Raw genomic sequence first — 13,960 nt, forward strand, 5'->3', positions numbered from 1 at the left:
GTCTCGTTTCCCGCTCCAAATTCTTCTTAATCTCTAAAATATCCACAGCGAAAAGAGTCGTTGGGGACGTTTTCTATTGTCTCTGAAATACTATTGTGAACAGAGTTATCCACAGAAACTACGCTTAACCGTAACAGGGTTAAAGCTTAGCAGGGTGAATAATATTTTTGTAACTTGCTGTATTTAGTAAATAAATTTTCATTTCAAAATGTTATTGAGATCACTTGACCTCTTCTCCAGCCCAGATGGCGCTTGAGTTTGTAATTTTATTCACAGGCTGTGAATAGTTCAGGCATCCCGCGGAAGCCCTTTTTCAATCACCCGCACCAGACGCTGTTTCTTCGGTAGCTGCACCTCGATCGCGCAGGTATTACGCTTCTCTATTTGCTGCGCAATCGCCCATTCTATGTGCTCATCAAGAAGTGGGTGCTCACCTCTACGGCTTTCAAGCGCCCGAATATTGGCTTCATCCCACGGGGCATTACCCAGCGCGACGGCAACATTACGCAGCCAGCGCAGATGACCGATACGGCGAATGGCCGAACCTTCCGTCACTTTCAGGAACCAGGCTTCGGTCCAGGCGAATAACTCAATAAGCTGCGGCGCATGCAGCGCCTTACGCGGGCTGAAATCCTCTTCGTCCGTGAGCTGCGAATAGCGGTTCCACGGGCAGATCAGCTGGCAGTCGTCGCAGCCGTAGATGCGGTTGCCAATAAGCGGTCGAAATTCCTCTGGAATGGCTCCTTCCAGTTCGATAGTGAGGTAGGAGATGCAGCGGCGCGCATCAACGGTGTAAGGCTCGACGATGGCACCCGTCGGACAGATGGTCATGCAGGCCACGCAGCGTCCGCAGCCTTCCTCTACCGGGCCGTCTACCGGCAGCGGTAAATCAATCAGCAGTTCACCCAGGAAGAAGAACGAACCGGCGTCGCGGCTGAGGATAAGTGAGTGCTTACCTGTCCAGCCAAGCCCGGCTTTTTCGGCGATCGGGCGCTCAAGAATAGGCGCAGAATCGACAAAGGGTCTAAAATTCAGCGAAACACAGTGCTGCTGAATAGTTTCCCCGAGTTTTTTTAAACGGTTACGCAAGAGCTTATGGTAATCACGTCCCAGGGCGTACCGGCTGACGTAACCCAGAGAGGGATCTTTTAGCGTGCGCGCAAAGGCCGCGTTGGCAGGCAGATAGTTCATGCGCACGCTGATGACGCGTAATGTGCCCGGCAAAAGCTCGTGAGGGCGGGCGCGCATCATGCCATGACGCGCCATCCACTCCATTTCGCCGTGGTATTGTTTGTCCAGCCATGCCTGCAGTTTTGGCTCGCTGGCGGAGAGGTCGGTATCGGTAATGCCCACCTTCTGGAAGCCAAGCTCAGCACCCCACTGTTTTATTTTTTGCGCTAATTCATTGAGATCGAGGGGCTGTGACATGACGGACCATACGGTGAAGAAAAACCCCGCAAGTATACCACATTCCATCTGGCATGCGGATGACCTCCGGCGCGCCGAAAAAGAGGCCGCAGACAGCCTCGGGATTACCCTTTATGAACTGATGCTGCGTGCGGGTGAGGCGGCGTTTAACGTTGCCCGCAGCGCGTACCCGCAGGCCGACCACTGGCTGATTCTGTGCGGTCACGGCAATAACGGCGGCGACGGCTACGTTGTCGCCCGTTTGGCGGTTGTGGCAGGTATCCGCGTGACGTTGCTGGCCCTGGAGAGTGATAAACCGCTGCCGGAAGAGGCCAGCGCGGCGCGGGAGGCGTGGCTTAACGCAGGCGGTGTGATTCATGCGCCTGATATCGTCTGGCCGGAAGAGGTGGATCTGATTGTTGACGGTCTGCTGGGTACCGGGCTACGCAGTGCGCCTCGCGAGAACATTGCCGCGCTTATTGAACACGCTAACAGACATTCCGCGCCGGTCGTCGCCCTGGATATTCCCTCAGGCCTGATTGCACAAACCGGCGCGACGCCGGGAGCGGTCATTGAGGCTGCACTTACGGTGACCTTCATCGCCCTCAAGCCGGGGCTACTGACCGGTAAAGCGCGGGATGTGGTCGGCATGTTGCACCACCATGCGCTGGGGCTGGAGAGCTGGCTGGCCGGGCAGGAAACGCACCTCGCGCGTTTTGATGCATCCCAGCTTGCGGCGTGGCTCCCGCCGCGCCGGCCAACGTCCCATAAGGGCGATCACGGCAGGCTGGTGATTATTGGCGGCGATCATGGTACGGCAGGTGCGATTCGCATGACCGGCGAGGCGGCTCTGCGCAGCGGTGCCGGATTAGTGCGAGTACTCACTCGCATTGAGAATATAGCGCCGATCGTTACAGCCCGACCGGAGCTGATGGTCCATGAGCTTACGCCTCAGTCGCTTGAAGAAAGCCTGGAATGGGCGGACGTGGTAGTGATTGGCCCCGGGCTTGGGCAGCAGGCATGGGGCAAACAGGCCCTGCAAAAGGTCGAGAATTTTCGTAAACCGATGCTGTGGGATGCCGACGCGCTTAACCTTCTGGCAATAAACCCCGATAAGCGTCACAATCGCATTCTGACGCCACACCCCGGCGAAGCCGCGCGACTGCTTAACTGCAGCGTGGCAGAAATTGAAAGCGATCGCTTACTTTCTGCTCAGCGTCTGGTAAAACGTTACGGAGGTGTTGCTGTTTTGAAAGGGGCAGGAACCGTTGTCGCCAGTGACGAGACGCAGGGCATTATTGATGCCGGAAATGCGGGCATGGCAAGCGGCGGCATGGGCGATGTGCTTTCCGGCATCATTGGCGCATTGCTTGGACAGAAACTTCCCCTTTATGATGCAGCCTGCGCGGGCTGCGTGGCACACGGTGTCGCGGCGGATAAACTGGCCGCGCGTTACGGTACACGCGGCATGCTGGCCACCGATCTTTTTTGCACGCTGCGGCGTGTTGTTAACCCGGATGTGATTGACGTAGAAAATGACTAATCGAGCGATTCCTTTACCTGATGAACAAGCCACTTTAGAACTCGGCAAGCGTGTGGCGCAGGCCTGTCAGGGGGCAACCGTCATTTATCTGTATGGTGATTTAGGTGCGGGTAAAACCACCTTCAGCCGGGGTTTTTTGCAGGCGTTAGGGCATAACGGGAATGTGAAAAGCCCAACCTACACGCTGGTAGAGCCGTACACCCTTGAAAATCTCATGGTGTATCACTTCGATTTATACCGCCTTGCGGATCCTGAGGAGCTGGAATTTATGGGGATCCGTGATTATTTTGCCAACGACGCCATTTGCCTGGTGGAGTGGCCGCAACAAGGTGCGGGTGTGCTGCCTGACCCGGATGTCGAAATTCACTTAGATTACCAGGCACAAGGGCGTGAGGCTCGCATCAGTGCTGTTTCCTCATCAGGCAGTTCCTTACTGGCGCGACTGGCCGGTTAAGCGTAGGGATGACGGGATGATAAATCGCGTTAAAGGTTGGTTGTTGGCTGCCACCGTGCTGCTGTGCGCGCAGGCCGGGGCGGCAAACCTTTCAGATATTCAGGTATCAAACGGCGAAAGCCAGGCCCGGATCACGTTCAGCTTTATGGGCGATCCTGAATATGCGTTCTCACAGCCAGACAGCCACAGCGTGGCGCTGGATATCAAACAAACTGGCGTGATCCAGGGGCTACCGCTGCGGTTCAGCGGTAACAATCTGGTGAAAAGTATCCGTTCGGGAACGCCGCAGGATAGCCAGTCGTTACGCCTGGTGGTCGATCTGACCGAAAAGGGCAAAACGAAGGCGGTGAAGCAGCAAAACGGGGCGAACTATACGGTGGTGTTTACCATCAATGCCGACGCGCCGCCACCGCCTCCACCGCCGCCGGTCGTAGCGAAGCGCGTGGAAGAACCGGCGTATACGCCGCGTCCTTCTGAACCTGCGCGTAATCCGTTTAAATCGCAGAACGACCGCATTACCGCGGCAACCAGCAGCGATACGGTGACGCGCCCTGCGGCCAGCGCGCGACGCGCGACGGTCAGCGGTGACAAAGTGATTATCGCCATTGATGCGGGTCACGGCGGGGAAGACCCCGGGGCGATTGGCCCTGGCGGCACGCGAGAGAAAAACGTCACTATCGCAATCGCGCGTAAACTGCGTTCGCTGCTCAATGACGACCCTATGTTTAAAGGCGTGTTGACCCGCGACGGGGACTACTTTATCTCCGTAATGGGACGCTCGGACGTGGCGCGTAAGCAAAACGCGAACTTCCTGGTCTCCATTCATGCGGACGCCGCACCGAATCGTAGCGCGACCGGCGCCTCGGTTTGGGTGCTGTCGAACCGTCGCGCTAACAGCGAAATGGCCAACTGGCTGGAAGAGCATGAGAAGCAGTCTGAACTGTTAGGCGGCGCGGGCGACGTGCTGGCGAACAGCCAGTCCGATCCGTACCTCAGCCAGGCGGTGCTGGATTTACAGTTCGGTCATTCTCAGCGCGTCGGGTATGATGTCGCCACTAATGTATTGAACCAGCTGCAAAGCGTTGGCGTGCTGCATAAACGCCGTCCAGAACATGCCAGCCTCGGCGTTCTGCGCTCGCCAGATATCCCGTCCATCCTTGTGGAGACGGGCTTTATCAGTAACAACGGTGAAGAGCGTCTGTTGGGAAGCGACAGTTACCAGCAGCAAATTGCCGAAGCGATTTATAACGGTTTACGCAAATATTTTGAGGCGCATCCTCTGCAGTCTGCGCCACAGAGCGGCTCTGCCCAGACGGCCAGCGCAGCGCTGCCGGGTGAGATGACCGCGACCAACTAAGGAGAATTCATGCCGATTCAGGTTCTACCGCCGCAGCTCGCGAACCAAATCGCCGCCGGTGAGGTGGTGGAACGCCCTGCGTCGGTGGTGAAGGAACTGGTGGAAAACAGCCTTGATGCGGGCGCAACCCGCATCGATATTGACATCGAACGCGGTGGCGCGAAGCTTATCCGCATTCGTGACAACGGCTGTGGTATTAAAAAAGAGGAGCTGGCGCTGGCGCTGGCTCGTCACGCCACCAGTAAAATCGCCTCTCTGGACGATCTGGAAGCGATTATTAGCCTCGGTTTTCGCGGCGAAGCGCTGGCCAGTATCAGCTCCGTTTCGCGCTTAACGCTGACCTCCCGTACCGCTGAACAACAGGAAGCCTGGCAGGCTTACGCCGAAGGGCGCGATATGGATGTGACGGTCAAACCCGCAGCGCACCCTGTCGGTACGACGCTGGAAGTCCTGGATCTATTCTACAACACCCCCGCCCGACGCAAGTTTATGCGTACCGAGAAGACCGAGTTCGGCCATATCGACGAGATCATTCGCCGTATTGCGCTCGCCCGCTTCGATGTCGCCATCAACCTCAGCCATAACGGTAAGGTGATGCGCCAGTACCGCGCGGTGGCGGAAGGTGGACAGAAAGAGCGTCGCCTGGGCGCTATCTGCGGGACGCCGTTTCTGGAACAGGCTCTGGCCATTGAGTGGCAGCACGGCGATCTGGCTTTGCGCGGCTGGGTTGCCGATCCAAACGCGAGCAGTGCTGCGTTCTCTGAAATTCAGTATTGCTACGTGAACGGGCGCATGATGCGCGATCGTCTCATCAATCACGCTATTCGCCAGGCCTGCGAAGACAAACTCGGGGCCGATCAGCAGCCTGCTTTCGTCCTTTATCTGGAAATCGATCCCCATCAGGTGGATGTGAACGTTCATCCTGCCAAACATGAGGTGCGGTTCCACCAGTCGCGTCTGGTTCATGACTTCATTTATCAGGGAGTGGCCACCGTGTTGCAGCAGCAGGCAGAGCCAACGCTGCCGCTTGAAAACGACACTCCTGCGCCGCGTCCGCTGCCTGAAAACCGTGTAGCGGCAGGGCGCAACCATTTTGCGGAGCCTGCCGTCGCGCGTGAACCGGAAGCTCCGCGTTTCTCCCAGGCCGGGAGCGCACCGCGTCCAACGGGTGCGAACTACCCGAATGCCCAGCCTGGCTATCAGAAGCAGCAGGGCGCGTTGTACCGCAAGCTGCTGGAAACGCCAGCCGCGGAGCGTAAAGAGCACATTCCGGCCGCTCAGCCTTCTCTGGACGGGCATAGCCAAAGTTTTGGCCGGGTGCTGACGATTATCGCGCCGGATATGGCACTGCTTGAACGTGACGGCAAATTGATGCTTCTGGCACTGCCGGTCGCCGAACGCTGGCTCAAGCAGGTGCAGCTCACGCCAGGCGAAAATGCAGCCTGCGCGCAGCCGTTGTTAATTCCGGTTCGCCTGAAGATATCCCCTGAAGAAACAAGGGTATTACAGCGCGCCGAGCCGCAGCTGGCGCAAATGGGTATTGAAACTGTGCTCGAACCACAACATGTGACAATTCGTGCAGTGCCTTTACCCTTACGCCAACAAAATTTACAAAACTTGATTCCTGAACTGATAGGCTACCTGGCGCAGCAAACATCGTTTGATGCCGCCAACACCGCGCAGTGGATCGCCCGCCATCTGGCAAGCGAACACGCGCCGTGGAGTATGGCGCAGGCCATTAGCGTGCTGGCGGAGGTGGAACGCCTCTGTCCGCATCTGGTGAAAACGCCGCCGGGTGGGTTATTACAACCTGTTGATTTACAAACGGCGATGAACGCCCTGAAACATGATTGACGCAAGTAAGGCGAGCCTGCCTAAGGCAATTTTTTTAATGGGCCCAACGGCCTCCGGCAAAACGGCGCTAGCCATTGAGTTGCGTAAAGTTTTGCCTGTAGAGTTGATTAGCGTCGACTCCGCCCTCATCTACCGAGGGATGGACATCGGCACGGCGAAGCCTGACGCAGAAGAGCTGCGTGCGGCACCGCACCGTTTGCTGGATATTCTCGACCCGGCTCAGGCGTACTCCGCAGCGGATTTCCGTCGGGATGCCTTAGCCGAGATGGCCGAGATAACGGCGGCGGGACGTATACCGCTGTTGGTTGGCGGAACCATGCTCTATTTCAAGGCGTTGCTGGAGGGGTTGTCACCTCTGCCATCCGCGGATCCGGAAATAAGAGCGAAAATTGAGCAGCAGGCGGCAGAGCAGGGTTGGGACGTTTTGCATCAGCAACTGGCGGAGATTGACCCGGTTGCAGCAGCACGGATCCATCCAAATGATCCGCAAAGGCTTTCCCGGGCACTGGAAGTTTTTTTCATTTCGGGTAAAACTTTAACGGAACTGACGCAAACGTCAGGAGACGCTCTGCCGTATCAGGTGCATCAGTTCGCCATCGCCCCGGCGAGCCGTGAACTGCTCCATCAGCGAATTGAGCAGCGTTTTCATCAGATGTTAGCTTCAGATTTTGAAGCAGAAGTGCGGGCGCTATTTGCCCGTGGAGATTTGCATACGGACATGCCTTCCATTCGTTGTGTGGGATACCGCCAGATGTGGTCGTATCTTGAAGGTGAGATTTCATACGATGAAATGGTTTATAGAGGTGTTTGCGCCACGAGACAGTTAGCGAAGCGCCAGATCACCTGGTTGCGCGGTTGGGAGGGTGTTCACTGGTTAGACAGTGAAAAACCGCAACAGGCGTTAAACGAAGTGATTGAGGTTGTTGGTGATATCGCTCACTGAATGTGTACAATTGAGACGTATCGTGCGCAATTTTTCAGAATCGCAAGGTTCTAAGTACAAAACAAGCATATAAGGAAAAGATAGAATGGCTAAGGGGCAATCTTTACAAGATCCGTTCCTGAACGCATTGCGTCGGGAACGTGTTCCAGTTTCTATTTATTTGGTGAATGGTATTAAGCTGCAAGGTCAGATTGAGTCTTTCGATCAGTTTGTGATTCTGTTGAAAAACACGGTCAGTCAGATGGTCTACAAGCACGCTATTTCTACTGTTGTTCCGTCCCGTCCGGTATCTCATCACAGCAATAACGCTGGCGGCGGCACTGGTAGTAACTACCATCATGGCAGCAACGCGCAGGGTTCTTCAACGCCGGCGCAGGACAGCGACGAAACCGAATAAGGTTTCGCACTGTTATCCACACGGGGAGCCAGGGATCCTGCGTTCCCCGCTGATCTTTTTAGAGAGGTTTACGCTTGTTTGACCGTTATGATGCCGGTGAGCAGGCGGTGCTGGTACACATCTATTTTTCGCAAGACAAAGATATGGAAGACCTCCAGGAGTTTGAATCTCTGGTCTCTTCCGCCGGTGTCGAAGCAATGCAGGTGATTACCGGTAGCCGTAAAGCGCCGCACCCAAAGTATTTTGTTGGTGAAGGTAAAGCAGTCGAAATTGCGGATGCCGTAAAAGCAACCGGCGCGTCAGTCGTGTTGTTTGATCATGCGCTGTCTCCAGCCCAGGAGCGCAACCTGGAAGCCCTTTGCGAATGCCGTGTTATCGATCGCACGGGTTTGATTTTAGATATTTTTGCTCAGCGTGCACGTACCCACGAAGGGAAACTGCAGGTTGAGCTGGCGCAGCTGCGCCATCTGGCAACGCGTCTGGTGCGTGGCTGGACACACCTTGAAAGACAAAAAGGCGGGATTGGTTTGCGCGGCCCGGGTGAAACCCAGCTCGAAACCGACCGTCGTTTGCTGCGTGGCCGAATTACCCAGATCCTCTCACGTCTGGAACGTGTAGAGAAACAGCGTGAGCAGGGGCGTCGGGCGCGAACGAAAGCTGACATCCCGACGGTGTCGCTGGTGGGCTATACCAACGCCGGTAAATCCACCCTGTTTAACCAGATAACCGAGGCCCAGGTGTATGCCGCAGACCAGCTGTTTGCGACCCTGGACCCTACGCTGCGCCGTATTGACGTTGCAGACGTCGGTGAAACGGTGCTGGCGGATACCGTAGGGTTTATTCGCCACCTGCCGCATGACCTGGTGGCGGCGTTTAAAGCCACCCTGCAGGAGACGCGACAGGCGACTCTGCTGCTGCACGTGATTGATGCGGCAGACGTGCGCGTGCAGGAGAACATCGACGCGGTGAACGTGGTTCTCGAAGAGATCGACGCCCACGAGATCCCAACGCTGTTAGTCATGAATAAGATCGATATGCTGGACGATTTCGAACCGCGTATCGACCGAGATGAAGAAAACAAACCGATTCGGGTCTGGCTTTCTGCCCAGACCGGTATTGGTGTGCCACTGCTTTTCCAGGCTTTGACAGAACGTCTTTCCGGTGAGGTAGCTCAGCACACGCTGCGACTGCCGCCACAGGAAGGCAGGCTGCGCAGCCGGTTTTATCAGCTTCAGGCGATAGAAAAAGAGTGGATGGAGGATGACGGCAGCGTGGGGATGCAGGTGCGTATGCCGATCGTTGACTGGCGTCGCCTCTGTAAACAAGAACCTGCGCTGGTCGACTATATCGTCTGATCAGAAAGGGGATGCCTGAATAATTCGCCCTTGCATAACAAATATGGAGCATATACATGGCGTGGAATCAGCCCGGTAATAACGGACAAGACCGCGACCCGTGGGGAAGCAGCAAACCTGGCGGCAACTCTGAGGGAAATGGCAACAAAGGTGGTCGCGAGCAGGGGCCGCCGGATCTGGATGATATCTTCCGCAAACTGAGCAAGAAGCTTGGTGGCCTTGGCGGAGGAAAAGGTTCTGGCTCGGGTGGCAATTCCACTCAGAGTTCGCGCCCGCCAATGGGTGGCCGCGTAGTGGGCATCGTGGCCGCTGCGGTAGTCATCATCTGGGCAGCCAGCGGGTTCTACACCATTAAAGAAGCAGAACGCGGCGTGGTTACCCGTTTCGGTAAGTTCAGCCATCTGGTTGAGCCGGGTCTGAACTGGAAGCCGACCTTCATTGATGACGTGACCGCGGTAAACGTGGAATCCGTCCGTGAACTGGCCGCCTCTGGCGTGATGCTGACTTCTGACGAAAACGTGGTGCGCGTTGAGATGAACGTGCAGTACCGCGTGACCGATCCTGAGCGTTATCTGTTTAGCGTGACCAGCGCCGATGACAGCCTGCGTCAGGCGACCGACAGCGCCCTGCGCGGTGTGATCGGTAAATACACCATGGACCGTATTCTGACCGAAGGTCGTACCGTTATTCGTAGCGATACCCAGCGCGAGCTGGAAGAGACCATTCGTCCGTACAACATGGGTATTACCCTGCTGGACGTCAACTTCCAGGCTGCGCGTCCGCCGGAAGAGGTGAAAGCCGCATTTGACGATGCGATTGCTGCCCGTGAAAACGAACAGCAGTACATCCGTGAAGCAGAAGCGTACACCAACGAAGTTCAGCCACGCGCTAACGGTCAGGCGCAGCGTATTCTGGAAGAAGCGCGCGCGTATAAAACGCAGACCATCCTGGAAGCTCAGGGTGAAGTAGCCCGCTTCGCGAAGATCCTGCCGGAATATAAAGCGGCACCGGAAATTACCCGTGAGCGTCTCTATATCGAGACCATGGAAAAAGTGCTGAGCCACACCCGCAAAGTGTTGGTTAACGACAGTAAAGGCGGAAACCTGATGGTTCTGCCGCTGGATCAGATGCTGAAAGGCGGTTCTGCGCCAGCAGCGAAAGGCGACACCAGCGGCGCGAACAACCTGCTGCGTCTGCCGCCAGCCTCAACAGGCAGCGCCAGCACGAACACAACGCCTTCTTCGAACGATGGTGACATTATGGACCAACGCCGTGCTAACGCGCAGCGTAACGACTACCAGCGTCAGGGGGAATAAGGATGCGTAAGTCAGTTATTGCGATCATCGTCATCGTACTGGTCGCGCTTTATACCTCGATTTTTGTGGTGAAAGAAGGCGAGCGTGGGATTAAGTTCCAGTTCAGCAGCGTCGTGCGTGATGGCGACAAACGCCCGGTGATTTACGAGCCGGGTCTGCACTTCAAGGTGCCGTTCATTCAGTCCGTGAAAACGCTGGATGCACGTATCCAGACCATGGATAACCAGGCCGACCGTTTCGTGACCAAAGAGAAGAAAGACCTGATCGTTGATTCCTATATCAAATGGCGCATCAGCGATTTCAGCCGTTACTTCCTGGCAACGGGCGGCGGCGACGTTTCTCAGGCAGAAGTGCTGCTTAAACGTAAGTTCTCTGACCGTCTGCGTTCCGAGATTGGTCGTCTGGATGTGAAAGACATCGTGACCGACTCCCGTGGTCGTCTGACCCTGGAAGTTCGCGATGCGCTGAACTCCGGTACAGCGGGCACTGAAGATGAAGTTTCAACGCCGGCAGCAGATGATGCGATTGCCAAAGCGGCTGAACGCGTTCAGGCGGAGACTAACGGTAAAGTGCCGGTGATCAACCCGAACAGTATGGCTGCGCTGGGTATCGAAGTGGTTGACGTGCGTATCAAGCAGATCAACCTGCCAGTTGAAGTGTCCGAGGCGATTTACAACCGTATGCGCGCCGAGCGTGAAGCGGTAGCCCGTCGTCACCGTTCACAGGGCCAGGAAGAGGCTGAGAAGCTGCGTGCAGCAGCGGACTATGAAGTCACCAAGACGCTGGCGGAATCTGAGCGTCAGGGCCGTATCCTGCGCGGTGAAGGCGATGCCGAAGCGGCGAAGCTGTTTGCTGATGCTTTCAGCCAGGATCCTGACTTCTACGCCTTTATCCGTAGCCTGCGCGCTTACGAGAATAGCTTCCAGAGCAACCAGGATGTGATGGTGCTCAGCCCGGACAGCGATTTCTTCCGTTATATGAAGACGCCGACTAACGCAACGCGATAAACTCAGGCTCGTTTGAGTATTCAAACCACCGCTCTCAACGGAGCGGTGGTTTTCTTTTATAAGGAATAAAAATGAATTCAACGATCTGGCTCGCACTTGCCCTGGTCCTGGTGCTGGAAGGTCTTGGACCGATGCTTTATCCGCGCGCCTGGCGCCGAATTATCGCCACGATGAGCCAACTGCCGGATAATATTTTGCGTCGTTTTGGCGGCGGTCTTGTGGTTGCGGGCATCGTGATCTACTACATGTTGAGGAAAACGATTGGCTGATCAAAAAGTAGGCGCAATCGGCGTATTTTGAGGTCAAAAAGTGCTGTATATCTGAAAAAGCGATGGTAGAATCCATTTTTAAGCAAACGGTGATTTTGAAAAAAATGGGTAACAACGTCGTCGTACTGGGCACCCAATGGGGTGACGAAGGTAAAGGGAAGATTGTTGATCTTCTGACTGAACGGGCTAAATATGTTGTACGCTACCAGGGCGGTCACAACGCAGGCCATACTCTCGTAATCAACGGTGAAAAAACCGTCCTCCATCTTATTCCATCAGGCATTCTTCGCGAAAACGTCACCAGCATCATCGGTAACGGCGTTGTGCTGTCTCCTGCTGCGCTGATGAAAGAGATGAAAGGTCTGGAAGACCGTGGTATCCCTGTTCGTGAGCGTCTGCTGCTCTCCGAAGCCTGCCCGCTGATTCTGGACTATCACGTGGCGCTGGACGTAGCGCGTGAGAAAGCGCGCGGCGCGAAAGCGATCGGCACCACCGGTCGTGGTATCGGCCCGGCTTACGAAGATAAAGTTGCACGTCGCGGCCTGCGCGTGGGCGACCTCTTCGACAAAGCAACCTTCGCTGAAAAACTGAAAGAAGTGATGGAATATCACAACTTCCAGCTGGTGAACTTCTACAAAGCTGACGCTGTTGACTACCAGAAAGTGCTGGATGACGTCATGGCGATCGCTGACATTCTGACCGGTATGGTTGTTGATGTGTCCGATCTGCTGGACCAGGCGCGCAAGCGTGGCGATTTCGTCATGTTCGAAGGTGCGCAGGGTACGCTGCTGGACATCGACCACGGTACCTATCCGTACGTTACGTCCTCTAACACCACGGCAGGTGGCGTGGCGACCGGCTCTGGCCTGGGGCCACGTTATGTGGATTACGTGCTGGGCATCATCAAAGCGTACTCCACTCGCGTGGGTGCGGGTCCATTCCCGACCGAGCTGTTTGATGAAACCGGCGAGTTCCTGTGCAAGCAGGGTAACGAGTTTGGCGCGACCACCGGTCGTCGTCGTCGTACCGGCTGGCTGGATGCGGTTGCCGTGCGTCGTGCAGTGCAGATCAACTCCCTGTCTGGCTTCTGCCTGACCAAGCTGGACGTACTGGACGGCCTGAAAGAAGTGAAAATCTGCGTAGGCTACCGTATGCCAGATGGCCGCGAAGTGACCACCACTCCGCTGGCTGCTGACGACTGGGAAGGCATTGAGCCAATCTACGAAACCATGCCGGGCTGGTCTGAGACCACTTTCGGTGTGAAAGAGCGTAGCGGCCTGCCGCAGGCGGCGCTGGATTACATCAAGCGTATTGAAGAACTGACCGAAGTGCCGATCGATATTATTTCTACCGGCCCGGATCGTACTGAAACGATGATTCTGCGCGACCCGTTCGACGCATAATCTTCGTGACTGCTGGCCTGCGGGGAGACCCGTAGGCCGGATAAGCGTAGCGCCATCCGGCGACCGCTCCTGGATCTCCGCTTTTTCGCCCCGTCTGTCAAATAAATTAGCCGCTCACTATCTGGCTGGTTTATCATCATTAATGAATATCTCTGCGGTTTGACCGCGTTTTCCCTTTTTCCTGAGGTTGATGTGCAGTTAACAAGTTTCACCGATTACGGCTTACGTGCGCTGATTTACATGGCGTCGTTACCCGATGGGAAGATGACCAGTATCTCTGAAGTCACAGAGGTCTACGGCGTATCCCGTAATCATATGGTCAAAATAATCAATCAACTTAGTCGTGCCGGATACGTTGCTGCCGTCCGCGGGAAGAATGGTGGGATCCGTCTCGGTAAACCGGCACAGAGTATTCGTGTTGGCGATGTGGTACGTGAACTGGAGCCGCTGTCCCTGGTGAACTGCAGCAGCGAGTTCTGCCACATCACGCCCGCTTGCCGCCTGAAAAAGGCGCTTTCAAAGGCCGTGCAAAGTTTTCTCATGGAACTGGATAACTACACGCTGGCCGATTTGGTTGAAGAGAATCAACCGCTTTATAAATTATTGCTGGTGGAATGAAGAAAATTTCCACCGGAGCTGACAACGGAGGAACCGA

The 13,960-nt window shown here is 55.8% G+C and carries 13 protein-coding genes; 12 read left to right on the top strand and 1 reads right to left on the bottom strand.

What is annotated here, in order from left to right:
* Window positions 1–288: 288 nt before the first annotated feature.
* Entirely contained in the window at window positions 289–1,428 is a 1,140-nt protein-coding gene (gene queG, locus INF68_RS16745) for a tRNA epoxyqueuosine(34) reductase QueG (protein ID WP_126787396.1), read from the bottom strand.
* Here queG and nnr point away from each other — a divergent pair.
* The 12 genes from nnr (at window position 1,427) to nsrR (ending at window position 13,923) form a co-directional block, all read left to right on the top strand.
* The gene (gene nnr / locus INF68_RS16750) at window positions 1,427–2,950 is read left to right on the top strand and encodes a bifunctional ADP-dependent NAD(P)H-hydrate dehydratase/NAD(P)H-hydrate epimerase (RefSeq protein WP_109845702.1); all 1,524 of its coding nucleotides are present in this window, start codon (window positions 1,427–1,429) and stop codon (window positions 2,948–2,950) included. The genes queG and nnr overlap by 2 nt on opposite strands.
* The gene (gene tsaE, locus INF68_RS16755) at window positions 2,943–3,404 is read left to right on the top strand and encodes a tRNA (adenosine(37)-N6)-threonylcarbamoyltransferase complex ATPase subunit type 1 TsaE (RefSeq protein ID WP_013095283.1); all 462 of its coding nucleotides are present in this window, start codon (window positions 2,943–2,945) and stop codon (window positions 3,402–3,404) included. Before nnr ends, tsaE begins: the two co-directional genes overlap by 8 nt.
* 16 nt (window positions 3,405–3,420) lie before the next feature.
* Complete coding sequence (amiB, locus tag INF68_RS16760; protein WP_126787395.1) at window positions 3,421–4,761, top strand: N-acetylmuramoyl-L-alanine amidase AmiB; 1,341 nt, start codon at window positions 3,421–3,423, stop codon at window positions 4,759–4,761.
* A 9-nt stretch (window positions 4,762–4,770) separates the two neighbouring features.
* Complete coding sequence (gene mutL / locus INF68_RS16765) at window positions 4,771–6,615, top strand: DNA mismatch repair endonuclease MutL (RefSeq protein ID WP_126787394.1); 1,845 nt, start codon at window positions 4,771–4,773, stop codon at window positions 6,613–6,615.
* Window positions 6,608–7,558 carry a tRNA (adenosine(37)-N6)-dimethylallyltransferase MiaA gene (gene miaA, locus INF68_RS16770; RefSeq protein ID WP_023310135.1) on the top strand — a complete coding sequence of 317 codons (951 nt, stop codon included), beginning with the start codon at window positions 6,608–6,610 and terminating at the stop codon, window positions 7,556–7,558. Before mutL ends, miaA begins: the two co-directional genes overlap by 8 nt.
* Before the next feature lie 85 nt (window positions 7,559–7,643).
* A complete protein-coding gene (gene hfq / locus INF68_RS16775) occupies window positions 7,644–7,955 on the top strand; it encodes an RNA chaperone Hfq (RefSeq protein WP_008502919.1) in 312 nt (103 codons plus the stop codon).
* 74 nt (window positions 7,956–8,029) lie between these two features.
* The gene (hflX, locus tag INF68_RS16780; protein WP_023310136.1) at window positions 8,030–9,310 is read left to right on the top strand and encodes a ribosome rescue GTPase HflX; all 1,281 of its coding nucleotides are present in this window, start codon (window positions 8,030–8,032) and stop codon (window positions 9,308–9,310) included.
* 56 nt (window positions 9,311–9,366) lie between these two features.
* Window positions 9,367–10,626, top strand: a complete 1,260-nt coding sequence (gene hflK / locus INF68_RS16785) for an FtsH protease activity modulator HflK (protein ID WP_023310137.1) — start codon at window positions 9,367–9,369, stop codon at window positions 10,624–10,626.
* A 2-nt stretch (window positions 10,627–10,628) separates the two neighbouring features.
* Window positions 10,629–11,633, top strand: a complete 1,005-nt coding sequence (gene hflC, locus INF68_RS16790) for a protease modulator HflC (RefSeq protein WP_023334250.1) — start codon at window positions 10,629–10,631, stop codon at window positions 11,631–11,633.
* A gap of 71 nt (window positions 11,634–11,704) precedes the next feature.
* Window positions 11,705–11,902 (top strand): DUF2065 domain-containing protein, encoded by a 198-nt coding sequence (locus INF68_RS16795; RefSeq protein WP_115168439.1) that lies wholly within the window; start codon window positions 11,705–11,707, stop codon window positions 11,900–11,902.
* A 104-nt stretch (window positions 11,903–12,006) separates the two neighbouring features.
* Complete coding sequence (locus INF68_RS16800; protein WP_006178975.1) at window positions 12,007–13,305, top strand: adenylosuccinate synthase; 1,299 nt, start codon at window positions 12,007–12,009, stop codon at window positions 13,303–13,305.
* A 192-nt stretch (window positions 13,306–13,497) separates the two neighbouring features.
* A complete protein-coding gene (gene nsrR, locus INF68_RS16805) occupies window positions 13,498–13,923 on the top strand; it encodes a nitric oxide-sensing transcriptional repressor NsrR (RefSeq protein ID WP_023310139.1) in 426 nt (141 codons plus the stop codon).
* The last annotated feature ends 37 nt before the right edge of the window (window positions 13,924–13,960 follow it).

The sequence above is a fragment of the Enterobacter cloacae complex sp. P16RS2 genome, assembly GCF_014982155.1.
GTDB lineage: Bacteria > Pseudomonadota > Gammaproteobacteria > Enterobacterales > Enterobacteriaceae > Enterobacter > Enterobacter cloacae_M.

What these genes read in the sequence shown, in the direction of transcription:
- nnr (WP_109845702.1), top strand. Translation starts at nt 1,427, where the DNA reads ATGACGGACCATACGGTGAAGAAAAACCCCGCAAGTATACCACATTCC.
- queG (WP_126787396.1), bottom strand. Translation starts at nt 1,428, where the DNA reads ATGTCACAGCCCCTCGATCTCAATGAATTAGCGCAAAAAATAAAACAG.
- tsaE (WP_013095283.1), top strand. Translation starts at nt 2,943, where the DNA reads ATGACTAATCGAGCGATTCCTTTACCTGATGAACAAGCCACTTTAGAA.
- amiB (WP_126787395.1), top strand. Translation starts at nt 3,421, where the DNA reads ATGATAAATCGCGTTAAAGGTTGGTTGTTGGCTGCCACCGTGCTGCTG.
- mutL (WP_126787394.1), top strand. Translation starts at nt 4,771, where the DNA reads ATGCCGATTCAGGTTCTACCGCCGCAGCTCGCGAACCAAATCGCCGCC.
- miaA (WP_023310135.1), top strand. Translation starts at nt 6,608, where the DNA reads ATGATTGACGCAAGTAAGGCGAGCCTGCCTAAGGCAATTTTTTTAATG.
- hfq (WP_008502919.1), top strand. Translation starts at nt 7,644, where the DNA reads ATGGCTAAGGGGCAATCTTTACAAGATCCGTTCCTGAACGCATTGCGT.
- hflK (WP_023310137.1), top strand. Translation starts at nt 9,367, where the DNA reads ATGGCGTGGAATCAGCCCGGTAATAACGGACAAGACCGCGACCCGTGG.
- hflC (WP_023334250.1), top strand. Translation starts at nt 10,629, where the DNA reads ATGCGTAAGTCAGTTATTGCGATCATCGTCATCGTACTGGTCGCGCTT.
- INF68_RS16795 (WP_115168439.1), top strand. Translation starts at nt 11,705, where the DNA reads ATGAATTCAACGATCTGGCTCGCACTTGCCCTGGTCCTGGTGCTGGAA.
- INF68_RS16800 (WP_006178975.1), top strand. Translation starts at nt 12,007, where the DNA reads ATGGGTAACAACGTCGTCGTACTGGGCACCCAATGGGGTGACGAAGGT.